This is a genomic window from Belliella marina, assembly GCF_042682445.1.
Lineage (GTDB): Bacteria > Bacteroidota > Bacteroidia > Cytophagales > Cyclobacteriaceae > Belliella > Belliella marina.
Map to the genome: position 1 here is coordinate 126,467 of NZ_JBHUHR010000012.1, position 15,446 is coordinate 141,912.

Genomic DNA, 15,446 nt, shown 5'->3' on the forward strand with positions numbered 1-15,446 from the left:
ATAAATCAATTTTGGGAATCTATGTGGTATGCTTGTTTATGTTTCTTAGCGTTTTTTGGTTTTTTGGAGAAAAAAGAAGTGACTTGGAAAGGCAAAGTATTGGATGGTGCCACTGGTCTTCCGATCGAGAACGTCCATGTGTTTTATAAAAACGATCAGGATGTTTCTGACTCCCAAGGTCAATTTGAATTGGTTTTGAAAGCGGATGAAATTGTCACCTTTAGCCATATTGGATATGAGGTAAATAAGGTTTCGGTGTCATTGGATGAATTGCCTGCCGTGGTATACCTTTTTCCAAAAGAAAGTGAATTGGATGTGGTAGAAGTCAGGCCCTTTCCAAGTGAAGGTGAGCTTAAAGAACTGCTTCTTTCCAAACCATACATCCCAAGTCAATTTGAATTAAACCTGAAAAGAAATACGACAGTCATGAAAATGGTCTATATGTATATTCCAAGTTCAGGAAAAGATGCTTTTGGGCAATTTATGGAACGGGCCATTCCAAATGGAGCTGGCGGAGCGACATTTTTCAATTCAAAAGGGGGTGGATTGTTGCAGGTGATTAGGGAGTTGAGACAGGATTATGAATTACCAAAGCCGGTATATCAAGAAAAAGACTCTGCAAAAGTCAATAAGATTTATCAATCCAAATACAATTTTTTGAGAAAGTATTGATGAAAAAAAGGCTATCCTACACACAGTGTAGGACAGCCTTGGAAAATTAGCCCTATTTGAATTTGTAATTTACTTTTTGGCCCAGTAGAGTGGTGTCAAAACAGCATCCGGACCATCCAAAAATCCTGTAGCGGCAGCATAGCCTGTTGGGTCTGCATTTCTCAATGAAGATGGGTAAGGAAGTCTCTGTGGGAAAAAAGCATTACTACTAGTCATATAGCTGGAAGAGTTCAAGCCAGGAAGATTAGGTAATGGATTTTCTACCGCTGGATTCACGAAGAATGGCAATCCCAACCTTCTATGGTCATTCCATCCTTCCAGAGGTAGCCACGGAACGTTTGCCAAGTATTTCTGGGTGATGATTTTTGTGAGCTTATCGTTTCTTATCGCTCCCGATTGATACAGATTGTTAGTCGGATATGCATAATTAAATGTGGTCACCGGCCCATTTTTGCCAATTCTATGTGTCATTGCCACAGTAGACGGTGGCTCTTGGGTGTGAGAGAACCTAGCCGAAGTGCCGTTTCTGTTGTAAGCATCTGAGCTTAGATAGGCATCCGCGAACTGACCTACATTGAAGTATTCGAAAGAGTGTCTCACTCCAGTCTCATATGCTTGCTCATCACTCATGGAGACAGTCCATCCTCTCACGGCAGCTTCCGCCAAAAGGAAGTAAGACTCCCAACTTCCGAAGAATACCCGTCTGTTGTTACTACTTCTGAACTGTTGTCCCAAAGCAGGTGCTTTACCGACGATTCCACGTAGTCTGTTGCGGGTGCCCTTGGCTCCCCAATCTCCATTTGCAAATGCATTCCAAGTATAAGTGGCATCGATTTTCACTGTGTCACCATTTGTTTCCAACAGGTATCCCTGCTGGTTTCTTGCGTCATTGGTCCATGAAGGAAAGAAGGAATAGTTCTGGTTGTTGAAGTCACCAGGGATATAGAAAGCTTTGTAAGCTCTAGGATCCATTGCTTCTGGAAGTCCGTCCAGCCAATGGGCTTTTGCAGGATCATTGGTTCTGTCAGCGTATTGATCTGGGAAATACATGCCCAAATAATCGGCTGGCTTGATATGTCCATGCATCTGACTGGCCACTTGGGATTGGGTTGGAACACCTCCCAAACCTACATAAAGATTATTCAACGTGGAGGAAAGCCACTGGATATTCCATTCACGTGACATTACACCCGTCAGGTCATCCCATCCCGGACGTTCTTCCACCGTGAAGTTATGTGATGCATCCGCTATATACATGTTGGTACTTGCCGCAGCCTGAAATTCAGTAGAAGCTTTTGCAGGATCGACTTCCGAAAGTCTCATCGACAATCTCATTCTAAGGGAATTTGCAAATCTGATCCATTTCTCCCATTCATACATATAGGCTGCATCGAGATTTTGGAGTTTGGAAGGCCTGGCTATATTGACATCGATAGCCGCTTGGGATTGTGCCAATTCTTCAAGCATATAGTCATATACCTCCTTGGTGGAGACAAACTCTGGGTTGACTCCCTGGAATGCATTGACAGGAAGTGGTCCAAAGCTGTCAGTAAGTTCTGACATCAAATACGCTCTCCATATTCTGGCTACTTGGATGAGGTTTTCGTTGTATGGTTGTGCCGATCCATTTTCGGCCTTCTCATTGCCAATCTGTATAGCTGTAGATGCGGCGTTGAGCCAAGAGGAAGCGGATCCCCAATAATCTACAGACCATCCGTCATTATGTGTTCCCAAAGCGATCCCACCACCTAGATGATGCATGCCTGTACCTTTCCAATACAATACAAAAATCCTTTCAGCCACGTGTGGATTCTGTTGTGCTCCGATGATTGATTGGTTGATGAAATATTCAACCTGAACCTGATCGGCGCTGGCAGCCATTGGGTCGTCATTGATGGCATCAAAGTCCTCGCAACCCATTAGGGAAACTCCCAAAAGTGCTGGTATGATTATTTTATAGATTATATTTTTCATGATATGTCTCGTTTTTATACTTAAAATCCAAATGCTGCCGTAAAGAAGTAGGAACGTGAAGTAGGGAATGAAAGAAGTTCAAAACCCACGGCGTTGGTATTGGTTGCAAACACTGATTCAGGATCAACTCCATTGGCATGGCTCACAAGCATCAAAAGATTGTTTCCGGTGAAAGAAAGCCTCAGGCTTTTGACAAATGAATCCCCGAGTACTTTTTTTGGAACATTGTAGGACATTTGCACAAGCCTCAACCTTACATTCGTGGCATCGTAGATGTTTTGCTCTGTGATCCCTAAGTTTCCAACACCTGCTACTGCATTCCAATAATTTTGGTGGGATACAGCATTCGTATTTGGTACAAACTGCTCGCCAGAGCTGATAACACCATCGACCACAAAGTCTTCTCTTTTGCCATTGACGACTGTTTCAGCTGCTAGACCTGCACGCTGTGTCATCACATTGGTTCCCGCAAAGAACACTCCGCCAAACCTTCCATCAACCTGTGCGGAAAGCGTGAAGTTTTTGTACTTGAAGGTGTTGGTTACTCCCAATAGGTACTTGGCAGTCTGGTTTCCGAGTAGATGGGTGCCATTGTCTGCAACTGGTAACCCTTCATCATTGAGAAGTAGTTTACCGAAATGCTCGCTATTTTCATCTTGCACCCTTCTGAACCTCGAACCATAAATGGCTCCATAAAGCTGACCTACTTCTCCGAATACAGTGACATTGTCGTATCCGCCTAGGGGAACCTGTCTTACTTCTTCATGAAGTTCATTGATGGTGTTGATGTTTCTGGCGAAGTTGGCACTGATATCCCAGTTAAGGCCAGAGAAGCTTCTCAAAACAGATGCATTGAATATCATTTCAACCCCTCTGTTTTCGATGTCACCTGCATTGACCAATCTACCGGTGTACCCTGATAATGGGTTCATCGGGATTGTCAATATTTGGTTGACTGCATTGCTTTTGTAATAAGTGAAGTCGATTCCAAACCTGTTGTCAAAGAATCCCATATCAAATCCGGCTTCGAAGGATTTGACCAATTCACTTCGGATATTTTCATTGAATAAGGTACCTCTTCTATTTGCTGTGGTATTGCCTCGTGGATCCCTGCCAATGTTATACACGTTGAAGATACGATATGGAGAAAGATCTGAACCCGTTTCTGCATAGGAAACACGGGCTTTGGCAAAATCCATCCAGTTGGGGATAGTGCCTCCTCTTTTTCCTATCATTTCACTGATGACTAAAGAGGTGCTGATCGATGGGTAGAAGAAACTTCTGTTTCCAGGACCAAGCGAAGATGACCAATCGTTTCTTCCTGTAACATTCAAAAACCAATATTTGTCATAGTTGATCTCAGCTGTTGCGAAGAGGGAATTGATTTGCTTTTGGTTGAAGCTTTCCCCAATGCCTGGCATGCCAACAGCATTTCCAAGGAAAAAGAGGTTCGGTACTTCAAGTTCTCCGGTACTTCCTGATAGTGAAGAGAAGGCTGTCTTCATCAATTGTCCATAGACAGAGGCCGCACCGCCCCATTTTCCGTAAAGGTCATCTTTACGGGCATTTAAGCTCAGGATAAAGTTGTTTTCATAAAAACTGTCGAATCCTATGCTGTAACTTGGATTGATTGGTGCACCTGTGTAGGTTCTGCCTGTGGTTTTTGTAGTGTAGATATCCGAACCTCCCTGGAACTGGGCATCCAGCCAATCATTGATTTGGTACTTCACTGTAGCATTCATCAGAAACCTGTTTCGCACATCTTGGTTCAGCCTGTTGTTTGCAGCCCAATAAGGGTTCACTTGGCTGGATTGCGGATTGTACCATACTTGTGGTGCCCCTAGTTGATCCATACCTGCCTTCAAAGAAGCGATATCCACAGTGTTTGGCATTGTCAAAACGGTTCCATAGTAGTTCCCCGAATTGTTGCCGCCTATTGGTCTGTTGTTGGCATCGGTATTCATATACTGAACCTTGATGTCAGTCATCCAGCGTTCGTTTTTGCCAAAGCTGGAAGTCAATCTGGTCATCAAATTTATCCTGTCAAGGGTTACTCCAGGTGTTTTGCTGTTGTCCCTCAAGTAATTTGCAGAGGAGTATATGGTGGTGTTCTTGTTCAGGGACTGTTGGAAAGATAGGTTGTGTGTGGTGTTGTTTCCAGTTCTGAAGAAATTGCCGAGATTGTCATATGCACGGAAAGGTGTGGAGTTGCCGGTCCAATCTGGTACCATCTGTCCTGTGATTTCCGGTCCCCAGCTATTGCCCGAAAGTGGATCGTAGATCCCGTTGGAACCCTGTCCAAATTTGTTTTGTAGATCGGGTTGCATGAATATATTTTCAAACCCTACTGTTGCAGAGTAGCTGATGCCGGTACCTTCCCTGTCTTTTCCCGACTTTGTAGTGATGAGGATGACACCATTGGCAGCCCTTGATCCATAAAGTGCTGAAGCTGCACCACCTTTCAATACTGACATGGATTCTATATCGTCAGGGTTAAGGTCACCTAATCCATTCCCCATATCAGCAGTAGGATTCCAAAAATCGTTGTTTGCCGCCCCTGTAAAATTGGAGAGTGGAACACCATCTACTACGATAAGTGGCTGGTTGTCTCCAGTCAATGAGTTGAAGCCACGTAGGATGATCTTGGAAGAAGCCGCAGGGCTACTGCTACTCCTCATGACTTGAAGTCCCGAAACTTTGCCAATCAGGGCATTGGCGATATTGTTTTCCCTCGAATCAACCAAATCAGCAGATTTGATCTCTTGAAAAGCATACCCAAGAGATTTACGTTCTTTCTTAACCCCCATGGCTGTGACGACCACTTCATCCAGGTTTTGGGAATCCGGTTTGAGGAAGATTTCGATTTCCGTGAGATTGCCAATTTTGACAGTCTGTGGCTGAAAGCCCACAAAACGGAATTGTAAAGAACCATCTTGGGGAACAGTTATGTTGAATTGTCCATCTAGATCGGTAGTGGTTCCATTTGTGGTACCTACTACGATGACATTCACCCCGGGTAGGGTTTCTCCTGTACTGGAGTCTTTGACTAGGCCACTGACTTGTTGTTGTGCCAATATTGGCAAACTGTATATTACAAACAGTAGGCCCAATAGCAATACTTTTGAGTAATTTTTTTTCATAGTTATTTAGGATTTATTGGATGGGTTATTTTATTTCTTCTAGTCTTTTTTCCATAATATGGGGATTGGCTGTACTTGTTTTATATCATAGGGTTCTGGGTTTGGAAAACTATATTGGATACATGTTGCTCCTTGTTTGGGTTTGAAGGTTTTTTAAGTAATAATACTTACTTTTAAATTGACTTATTCTACGTTTAATATAATTATATCTGTAACATAGATTGGGTTTTCATAATTGAAGTTATGTAAAAAAATCATAAAACTTTAAATTGTTTAATAAAAAAATTAATTTTTAAAAAAAAGTCATGAATCCCACTAATAGATAAGGATATGTGTCCATTTGCCTATTTAAGTGTTTTTTTTACGCTTATCCGATTTTGAAGATGTTAGATGTAAAAATGAAAATCATGATGAAATTTGCTATAGCAATGCTATGGAAATATTCTGGTAAGTATTTACTTAAATTACTTAGATTTGAAATCAGGATTAAAAAGTTTTTGTTATTTGTTAAGTAATTCCCGAATACCAAAATTCCCCTCCCATTCCCAAACGAATCCTGGGATTTTGTATGTGCTAAGGACTTCTTCCACATCCCTGAGGTATGCAATTCGAGAATCTTTTGCTGCATTATGGCTTGCTCCATACTCAGTACACCATAGTTGCACTTGATTATTTTTTGCCCAAGTTGAAATTTGGGAAATCTTGTCTATGACTGCGGTTTTGTTCCCAGTCAAAGCATAATCCCTATGGTTGATTTCTCCTTCTGTCCCTTTAGCTTTGACAGACAAATTTGGCATTTTGTTTTGCTGAAAAGGATATGGAATTCCTAAAGTTGCATTTTGTTTACCAGTCCATTCAGTTCCCTGATGGGTGAAAATATAGGGTTCATAATAATGAAAAGTGTAGATGATGTTTTGAAAATCGAATGGTTTTGTCCTGCTTAGCTCGAAGAGACTGTTGAAATTTGTCCCCCCGACAATGATTGGTATTTTCCTATTCTCCTTGTGCACACCTTTAATGATTTTTGGAGCTATATCCTCCCATACAGATGGGTTTATATTCGGCTCGTTCACCAGTTCTATATACAGGTTTTTGGAATCCGACTCAATATTTTTCAACACCTTTCTCCAATTCCTGGTGATTGATTTTGCTTGTCTTTGCGCATTGTTGTTATCGAGTCCATGGTCGAAGTATGCCAAGATCAGGACAATTTCATTGGATTCTGTATATTGAACTACTTGTTTCAGTTCTCTTAAGAAATTCTTGTCCTTGTTTAGATATTGATCAAAGGCTATTGGCAATCTTATAGATCCAAACCCATTGTCCCTTAAAACTTGGATATCCTGAATGATTTCTTTTGCTTCAAAACTTTGCCTTTCCCAAATTCTTTCTTTTCCCGTTAAATTTATTCCTCTCGGAATATTTTGTGCGAAACTTTGTGGAAGAGTCATGAAAGTAGCGAAAAACAAAAAACACAATGCATAAAGATTTTTTTTGGACATGATTCGGATTGATTAACACTACCTGAATTCTCGAAACGATTTTGGATCAATTTAGTTGGGAAAATTAGGTTGGCAACTTGTCTGGAAATATTTTTTCAAGAGAAAATTATATACATATTTGTGTTACCACCCTCTACGCCATGATACTAGATTTACCAAAATCAATGGACAAAGATTCACCTTTGAATTTGAGCCAGACATTTGAAAAAAAGACTTGGGATGCAGCCAATTACATTTATTGGAGCATCGTCAGTATTGTATTGTTGTTGTTTATATTGGATTTCTTTTTGTTGAAGGATTTATGGAAGGCAACATTTTACTTGAAGGTTGCATTTATAGCAATTAGTTTTTTCGCCTATTTTATACTGAAGCCACTCCTTAAAAAACCCGAATGGTTAATGTTTGGGATTTTGGCATTGTTTTCAGCGTATATTTTCAATATAATACATTTGTCTTCTGGATTCTTTGTTACTTTCTATTTTATCATTCTGACAATTGTGATAGGGGCTGGTAACTTTTTGGCTCTTTGGAGATCTAAATTCGGGGTGCTTCTATTTTTGTACAACACATTGTTATTCATCGTATTTCAATATCAATACAATTTCGAAACTCTCAATGAAGATTTAAGTCTAGGTGGTTATGCCTTTTTTATTGTTTTGATCGTGACATCATTTATTCCTGATTCAAGGAAAAGAAACTACCATGTGAATATTTTGAGGGAGGAAAAGAAGAACCAGATCATCCAAAGATTGAATGAAGAACTCATCAATAGCAATCTTAAGCTGACAGAGTTAATGCAAATCTCCAAAATCCACAAGGAGAAAGAAAAGCTGGTACTTCATGATCTCAAGAACAAGATTAATAACATCATAGGGCTTTCGGATTTGATTGATGATCATGTACAACAGCCACAGGAAGAAACGCAAAGCTATAACCAGCTATTGAAAGAAGTCGGATTCGACCTTCTGAAATATGCCAACAATATTTTTACTGACAACTCATTGGATGCTGAAAGTCCACTTAAGATCCAGCTTGAGCCAGTTTCAATCCAATCTTGTATCACCAGGACCACGAAAGAGTTAAAACTTAAATTGGAAGGCAAAAGGATGCAGTTGGAAATGGTTGACAGCGATGTGAAGGCGAAGGTGCATGCTGATTTTCTTGTGTTTAAAAATAGCCTGGAAAACGTTTTTAACTATCTTATAAATTGGTCTTCTCCAAACAGCCACATCGTGGTCAGGTGGTTTGCACATAAAGGGAATATAAGAATTGAATTGGTTGCGCCATCTGCGAAAATCCAACCAAATGAATTGAACAGGATTTTCAAACCACTTGAGAATTTTGAGAATCAAACAAGCATCTCACCACCGCAAGGAATGGGGCTTCAGATTGCCAGAAATATGACAGAGCAGATGGGAGGGTATTTTAAGTATCAGGCAAGTGAAGAAAGTGGAGTCATTTTCAAGTTGGAGTTTCCAAAAGCATAAGGGTTTTATTTGAATCATAAATATTTACAGATGAAGAAATTATACAGGTTTTCAATACTAAAATGCATAGCGCTGATTTTGGGTTTATTTATAGGGAACCTATCATTTGCAGGAGATCAATTTTTCAGTGAATTCGGCTATCCCAATAATACGATGATCTATGGACCAAAAAGCAGTACGGCATTTTTCTTCAAGCAAAGGAATGACTTAGAACATTCTGGGAGCTTTGTCCATCTTGAAGTCGTCTCTTCCCAAGTGCTCGATACAGACTTGAGTTCAATAGTCTTTGTTCTCAACGACACTCCAGTCTTGACTACCAAAATATTGGGTCTAGGTGATACTTTGAAAATAGACCTTCCTGTAAAAACAGCGGATTTTGCCACTGGATATTTGAAGCTGGAAGTCAGGTCCAATCTTTTCAAAAAAGACGAAGATTGTAGGGATTATGGGGATCCTGATTATTGGGTCAAGGTCACATCTGATTCATTTCTCAGCACAGAGCTTGTAAATCAGTTTGCTACAATAAAGGCTTCCAAAACCTTGGATAAATTTATCCCTCAAATAGAACGGTTGGTTATTCCGAGAAACAATGACCTGAAACTTGCCCAACTTGCCTCATATGTACACTTTTATTATAGAAGTAGTCTTGGGCAAAATCTGCCTATTTCCTATTTGGATGAGATTCCGGTGGATTCACTTGACTATGCGTTGATCATTGGTACATGGGATTTGATAGGAAAATCCATTGATGATAATCTTCCAGTGAAAGCTGGACAAGGTGAATTGAAAATCCTGCAAAAAGAAGTCATCAATTCCCAGACTGGTAAGCTGTATTTTACCTCAAATATTGTCCTTACTGGTGGGGATTTTGAGGGAATGGATAAAGCCATTCGTCTATTGTTTGAAAAGGACCTTTCTAAAAGCGCTGTTACTGACCATTTGAAAATATACAAATCCAGTACTTCTGCTTCCGAATTTACATACCATATAAAAAATGAATATAGTCTCAATGAGTTGGGATTGAAGGAAGAAATGACTTCAGGTACTTGCCGAATCATAAAGAATGTTGAAATCCCACGTTTCCTTTCAAAAAGCGAGTTGAAACTCCTCTCATTGAAGTTGAGGGTGAATCATATGCCAATTACTGCTGCAAATCAGGGGTATATCAATGTTTACCTAAACAACAGTTTACTGCAGACTTTCTCCCTCGATGAGTCGGGTGTAGTGGACATGAAAATTGACATAAAGAGAAAGCCAATCTATGCCAGCAGTTATTTTACGATGGAATTCATTAATATACCTGTTGGAGGTTGTTGCAATTCACACGAAACTGGTTTTTTTGCCCAAATAGATCCATTTGAATCAAAGATCAACCTGGATATTGACGGGAAAGCACCAATGATTTTTTCTGCCTTCCCGGAAAATTTCGCAGGAAAACCCATCCAGCTGTTGACTGATTTGCAAATCACCAAAGAGGAGATTCCCGCGCTGTCCAATTTGATAAGCCAAATCAATTTGCAGACAGACTTTCTCGATAATGTATATCTTCCCGAGATGAACATCCTTCAAGAAAATTTATTTGATAACTCGAACAACCATGTTGTAATCATCACCAACCAACCGCATAAGTATAACAATTTATTTCAAGCCAATCAATATGTTCGGTTCTATGGGGATAGCATCTCATATCAATCGGATGAACTGGAGACTTTCTTTACTGTCAATTACAACAAGGGGTTGACCTATGCCCAATTGTTTTCAAATTTGGACCAAAAGGTGTTGATGATTTCCCATCTTTCCGACAATTCTGAGTCTCTGAATAAAATCATAGATGGAATGTATGACCAGTTCTTGACCAATTCTGGGAATGTACTTTTGGCAAATGATCAGCGATATTACTTTTTTGACTTGAGGGATAAGGTCTCGGGGAGTCAAAAATTGGAAAAAAAGAAAAGCTTTGAGTCTTTTTGGGATAGCTACAAGCTGTTTATCATCATTATCCTTTTGGCATTCATTATCGTGCTACTGAGTTATATTTTCAGAAAATCAGAATTGGCTAAAACACAGATTGAAGATGCGAGAAAATAAATACATTACCTGTCTCATTTTGCTGATATTCTTCTTGTCAGGGACAATCCATGCCCAGAATCCATGGCAACAGGATAAAGGAGAGTTTCTTTTGTCTCCGTATTTGAGTCATTACAGTGCTTCTGCTTTTCGAAACAGAGATGGTGATAAAGTTGATTTTGAAAATCAGGGACAGTTCGTCAACTATAACCCAAGATTGTATTTCAGTATGCCAATCAATGGCTACAAAGTAAATTTATTCGGGTCATTGCCTTGGTTTTTTAACCAGTATGAAGATAATAATTTAAGACAGAGAAATAGGGATTTGGGGGATATTGAATTGGGAGCTAGATTTCATCTGAGGAAATTCAAGATGCACTACCTGATGGCAAGTGTCACCACATTCATACCAGCCTATAGCAATGATCAACTTCCATACACGGGGTTTGGGAGATTTGGAATGGAAGGTAGGGTGATTTTGAGTGGGAATTCCCCATGGATTGGTGAAAGCAATAATTTTCATAAGATAGAATTGGGTTACAGATATTTTTTTCCAAGTGACCCAGGGCAGATCAGGTTTTTTTCTTCCAAAGGTTTCAAGGTGGTGGATAAAGTCGTACTCTTGGGTGAATTAGATGCCATATTTTCATTCAGCAATGAAAGTGAGTTTTTCGAAAATAACCTTCAACTGGTTTCAGATTTTTCTGTGATTAAGGCTTCTGCGAATATTGGCTATGAATTCACTCCAAAATTTTCACTTTATGGAGGGCTATTCCACGATGTGTTGAACAGAAATTCAGGAATAGGCAGTGGATTCCAAATATTTTCTGTAATCAGAATAGATAAAAAATGATGGAAAGCCGGGAATTTTACAGAAAATCACTGTTTCAGGAGAAAGCTAAAATCAGCCGAAAGAAGCTTGATAAAATAGAGGGACTCGAAAAAAGCCTCAATAAGAGCTTTTTGAAGATTGTATTGAATTATGGCTATTTAAGTAGAAAGGCATGGAAAAGTATATTGGTAGAAGAGGGGATAGGGCTTTATGATTTTGATTTTGGCAATTTGGATCAGATTCCAAAAAAGGAAATCATCAAGGAAAACCTGCATAAGTTTTTGGATGCCTTGGTATTTCCGTTGGTTCAGACAGATGATTACATGGAAGTCATCTTGGCAGATCCTTCAGATAGCATCAATATCAATCAGATAGAGGCGATTCTTGGACAAAAAGTAAATAAGTTTCAAGTAGCTGAGGACATGGATATATTGAAAGCCCTCCATGTGACTTACGGGTTGGATTATTTGGACAAGGCGGTTTTTGGCATTTATGACAGCGATCGGGATAGTTGTGCCATCGAGACATTCACCAAGCCGCAATTGATAGCCATCGGCTTGACCTTTGCCGTTGGGATTTTGTTTTTCTTCTTTTTCCCTATAAATACAGCCATTACGATCAACTTGATTTTGAATTTTCTGCTGTTTTTTTCCATTAGTTTCAAGTTCCTTTTGACCTTGTATGGATCAAAGATGGAGACAGCCAGGAAGATTTCAAAAGCGGAATTGGATGCCATCAAGGATGAAGAATTGCCATTTTATACGATTCTTTTGCCTGTATTCAAAGAATCGGAAGTGATCCATAAACTGGTTTGGAATCTCAAGAACCTGGATTATCCACTTGAAAAACTGGATATCAAATTATTGATAGAGTCTGATGATGAAATGACTTACAATGCAGTGAAAGAAATGGATTTTCCCTGTGTTTTTGAACCTGTCATTATTCCATATGCACAACCAAAGACAAAACCAAAAGCCTGTAATTATGGGCTTTACTTCAGCAAAGGAAAATACCTCACCATATATGATGCGGAAGACATTCCTGACAACAACCAATTGAAGATGGTATATGCGCTCTTCAAGAAGATTTCGGATCAATATGTAGTAGTACAATGTGCCTTGAATTACTTCAACAAAAAGGAAAATCTGCTGACACGTTTGTTCACCTTGGAGTATTCCTATTGGTTTGATTATATGCTTCCTGGCTTGGACAACCTTGATGTGCCGATTCCTTTGGGGGGTACGAGCAATCATTTTAGATTTGACAAATTGATGGAGTTAGGTGGTTGGGATGGTTTCAATGTCACAGAGGATGCAGATCTTGGACTGCGTGCCTATGCCAAATCCTATAAAGTTACAGTCTTGGATTCGACCACATTGGAGGAAGCGAACAATGATTTCTTCAACTGGATCAGACAGAGATCCAGATGGATCAAAGGCTATATGCAAACTTATTTGGTGCATATGCGCAATCCAATCAAACTGTTCAATAAGATTGGACTGAAAGGATTTTTCGGCTTTCAGTTTTTCATAGGAGGGACTTTCTTTACTTTCCTGGTTTATCCTTTACTTTTGGCTTTTCTGATGTTTATCCTCTTTCTGCATACGGGTTTGTTGAATTACCTGCTGTTTTGGACTGGGACGGATATCAGCCAGAATCTTTTGGATTCTATTTCAATATTTTTCCCAGATTGGCTGGTAGTAGTTGCGATTTTCAACTTTACTGTTGGGAATCTGATGATGATCTATGTCAATATGATTGCAGTATTCAGAAGAAGATCTTATCCATTGATATTGTATGCCCTTATCAATCCTTTCTATTGGCTGATGCATTCGATTTCAGCTTACAAGGGACTGATACAATTGATTACCAAGCCTTTTTATTGGGAGAAAACAAACCATGGTTTGACAAAAGGAACTAAATCCGGGTCTATATGAAAAAGAGCTCGATCATATATGCTATCTGTTGGCTTTTGTTCTCATCAGCTTACTTTCTCTTGAGCCTATGGTTACAGCATAGAGGATTCTACAATCTGGAAGCATATTTTATTGAATATAAGATCATTCTTATCAAGAATCATGAATCCGGGTTTCTTCGTACATTCTTCTTTACCAAACCTTCGATTCTGTATTTGGCATCCTTGTTGGCATCGTTTATAAAGCACGCTTACAGTACCTACATCATCAATGCAATCCTGATCGGAGGTCTTACAAACCATCTGTTCCTGAAAGGGTTAAAGGAAAAGTGGAAGGTAAGCATATTCTTGCTTTATGTCTTGTGTAGTCCGATAATAATCTATGCGGGTACTTCTGGAGGAAGTGTGGCGATGTATCTGGTATTCTACTTTTTCTTTTTCACCATATTGTTCAAATACACGGCTTCGTATTCTGTATTTCATCTTACTTTGCTAAGTCTTTTGCTTGGGGTGTTTGTACTTTTCGATATGAACCTCCTGAAATTTTTGTTGATCCTGATTCCAGTGTTTTTCTTCGTAAACTTTTTCAAAGCAAAAGGCATCAATGGGAGTTTTTACTATAGAGCTTCCATCATTTTCAGTAATGAATCACAAAGGAGAAAATTCTATACTGGATTCTTCTCTTCCATATTCATTGTTGCATTTATCCCACTGATGGCAATTTTAATCTATTTGATTATCAACAGGATATTTGCTGGAGACTATTTTTATTTTTTGGATGGAATTGGAGATTATTGGACTAGTTACTCTACACTTTATCCATTGAAATATACGAACGATAGCATTTGGAAATTGATAGCTGAAAATAAAGTTTCATTTATCTTGCCCATGTTTTTTGTTTCAGGTTTGGCATTGATCAAACTTTTTGAATTTGATGGATCCGTCACCAAAAATGCCTTTATCCTTTTGGGTTTACTTTTCTGTTTTTCCGAAATTATTGATGACAGAATTCTCAATCTCAACCTCAGCAACCTCACTTTGGTTACTGCTGCGGGATTGTCGGCAGTGTTTTATAACACTGGATTTGAGATGCGAAAGCAAAAATCATTTAGTTCAGCCTTCTATTTTATTGTTCCCTTTTTGATGGTTTTCCTAGAGTTTAATTATTTCAAAGTTACAGTCAATCACAACGAGAATTTGTTTTTCCAAGCTTTCATGGATCCTCAAGAAGACGAAACGATGATTGGGCTCAATAATATTGCCTGGAAGCTGAATGAATTGGGAGCAGAAAGGGTATTGGCAGATGATGCAATCTTTTATCCTGTACTTACCAAGTTAGGCAAGAACTCGACTTGGGAAGGACATTTCAGCCCCAATTTTCTTGCGGCTTTGCAACAGCCTGAAGCCTATGCAGATTATGTAGTTGTCAGCAAACCATCTTTTTTATTGTATCCAAATGACGTAGTCGCAGCATCGATTAGAAGGTTTGAGGCTCTCAATGTACCCTTTGATTCAGATCTGGTATACGAAGACCGACTTTTCATGCTTTTGAAAATCAAAGCAAAAAATAAATAAGAAATGGGCTTAATCCCAGGATATTGCTTTTGACAATTCCAAAATGAGGGATATTCAAGCGTTTATACTATAATATGTCGGGTTGATTTTAATGTGGTATATTTTTCAAGCATAAATCCCCACAGGGTATTTATGCTAAAAGCTATTTCCTTGGATTATAATACTTTAATTGAATTTTTCTATCTGATTATCAATTAATCAAATCTTTTTAATGATAGAAAAAATCAATTAATATTTATTTGGATTTAATCTAAATATATAGACATTTGTCGTGTTATTTAA

The 15,446-nt window shown here is 39.1% G+C and carries 9 protein-coding genes; 6 read left to right on the top strand and 3 right to left on the bottom strand.

Annotated features, from left to right (window positions below; translation table 11 throughout):
* Positions 1–78 precede the first annotated feature (78 nt).
* On the top strand, positions 79–672 hold the full coding sequence (locus tag ACFSKL_RS03780) for a carboxypeptidase-like regulatory domain-containing protein (RefSeq protein ID WP_376883620.1): 594 nt from the start codon (positions 79–81) through the stop codon (positions 670–672).
* A 69-nt stretch (positions 673–741) separates the two neighbouring features.
* Here ACFSKL_RS03780 and ACFSKL_RS03785 read toward each other — a convergent pair whose 3' ends face one another.
* The 3 genes from ACFSKL_RS03785 to ACFSKL_RS03795 form a co-directional block, all read right to left on the bottom strand.
* On the bottom strand, positions 742–2,646 hold the full coding sequence (locus tag ACFSKL_RS03785; RefSeq protein WP_376883622.1) for a SusD/RagB family nutrient-binding outer membrane lipoprotein: 1,905 nt from the start codon (positions 2,644–2,646) through the stop codon (positions 742–744).
* Positions 2,647–2,666: 20 nt separating this feature from the next.
* A complete protein-coding gene (locus ACFSKL_RS03790) occupies positions 2,667–5,786 on the bottom strand; it encodes a SusC/RagA family TonB-linked outer membrane protein (RefSeq protein ID WP_376883624.1) in 3,120 nt (1,039 codons plus the stop codon).
* Between the two features lie 500 nt (positions 5,787–6,286).
* Positions 6,287–7,288 carry a glycoside hydrolase family 5 protein gene (locus ACFSKL_RS03795; protein WP_376883626.1) on the bottom strand — a complete coding sequence of 334 codons (1,002 nt, stop codon included), beginning with the start codon at positions 7,286–7,288 and terminating at the stop codon, positions 6,287–6,289.
* Between the two features lie 140 nt (positions 7,289–7,428).
* On the opposite strand from ACFSKL_RS03795, the gene ACFSKL_RS03800 reads away from it, so the two are divergent.
* The 5 genes from ACFSKL_RS03800 to ACFSKL_RS03820 are packed head-to-tail and all read left to right on the top strand — an operon-like array spanning position 7,429 to position 15,164.
* Entirely contained in the window at positions 7,429–8,775 is a 1,347-nt protein-coding gene (locus ACFSKL_RS03800) for a sensor histidine kinase (protein WP_376883628.1), read from the top strand.
* 30 nt (positions 8,776–8,805) lie between these two features.
* Entirely contained in the window at positions 8,806–10,863 is a 2,058-nt protein-coding gene (locus tag ACFSKL_RS03805; RefSeq protein WP_376883629.1) for a cellulose biosynthesis cyclic di-GMP-binding regulatory protein BcsB, read from the top strand.
* Positions 10,850–11,695, top strand: a complete 846-nt coding sequence (locus tag ACFSKL_RS03810; RefSeq protein WP_376883631.1) for a transporter family protein — start codon at positions 10,850–10,852, stop codon at positions 11,693–11,695. Before ACFSKL_RS03805 ends, ACFSKL_RS03810 begins: the two co-directional genes overlap by 14 nt.
* Positions 11,692–13,611, top strand: a complete 1,920-nt coding sequence (locus ACFSKL_RS03815; protein WP_376883632.1) for a glycosyltransferase family 2 protein — start codon at positions 11,692–11,694, stop codon at positions 13,609–13,611. The genes ACFSKL_RS03810 and ACFSKL_RS03815 overlap by 4 nt, the downstream gene beginning before the upstream one ends.
* On the top strand, positions 13,608–15,164 hold the full coding sequence (locus tag ACFSKL_RS03820) for a hypothetical protein (RefSeq protein ID WP_376883634.1): 1,557 nt from the start codon (positions 13,608–13,610) through the stop codon (positions 15,162–15,164). Before ACFSKL_RS03815 ends, ACFSKL_RS03820 begins: the two co-directional genes overlap by 4 nt.
* Positions 15,165–15,446: the final 282 nt, after the last annotated feature.

Excerpts from the sequence above, each read along its gene's own strand:
- ACFSKL_RS03785 (WP_376883622.1), bottom strand. The coding sequence starts at position 2,646 with ATGAAAAATATAATCTATAAAATAATCATACCAGCACTTTTGGGAGTT.
- ACFSKL_RS03790 (WP_376883624.1), bottom strand. The coding sequence starts at position 5,786 with ATGAAAAAAAATTACTCAAAAGTATTGCTATTGGGCCTACTGTTTGTA.
- ACFSKL_RS03795 (WP_376883626.1), bottom strand. The coding sequence starts at position 7,288 with ATGTCCAAAAAAAATCTTTATGCATTGTGTTTTTTGTTTTTCGCTACT.
- ACFSKL_RS03800 (WP_376883628.1), top strand. The coding sequence starts at position 7,429 with ATGATACTAGATTTACCAAAATCAATGGACAAAGATTCACCTTTGAAT.
- ACFSKL_RS03805 (WP_376883629.1), top strand. The coding sequence starts at position 8,806 with ATGAAGAAATTATACAGGTTTTCAATACTAAAATGCATAGCGCTGATT.
- ACFSKL_RS03810 (WP_376883631.1), top strand. The coding sequence starts at position 10,850 with ATGCGAGAAAATAAATACATTACCTGTCTCATTTTGCTGATATTCTTC.
- ACFSKL_RS03815 (WP_376883632.1), top strand. The coding sequence starts at position 11,692 with ATGATGGAAAGCCGGGAATTTTACAGAAAATCACTGTTTCAGGAGAAA.
- ACFSKL_RS03820 (WP_376883634.1), top strand. The coding sequence starts at position 13,608 with ATGAAAAAGAGCTCGATCATATATGCTATCTGTTGGCTTTTGTTCTCA.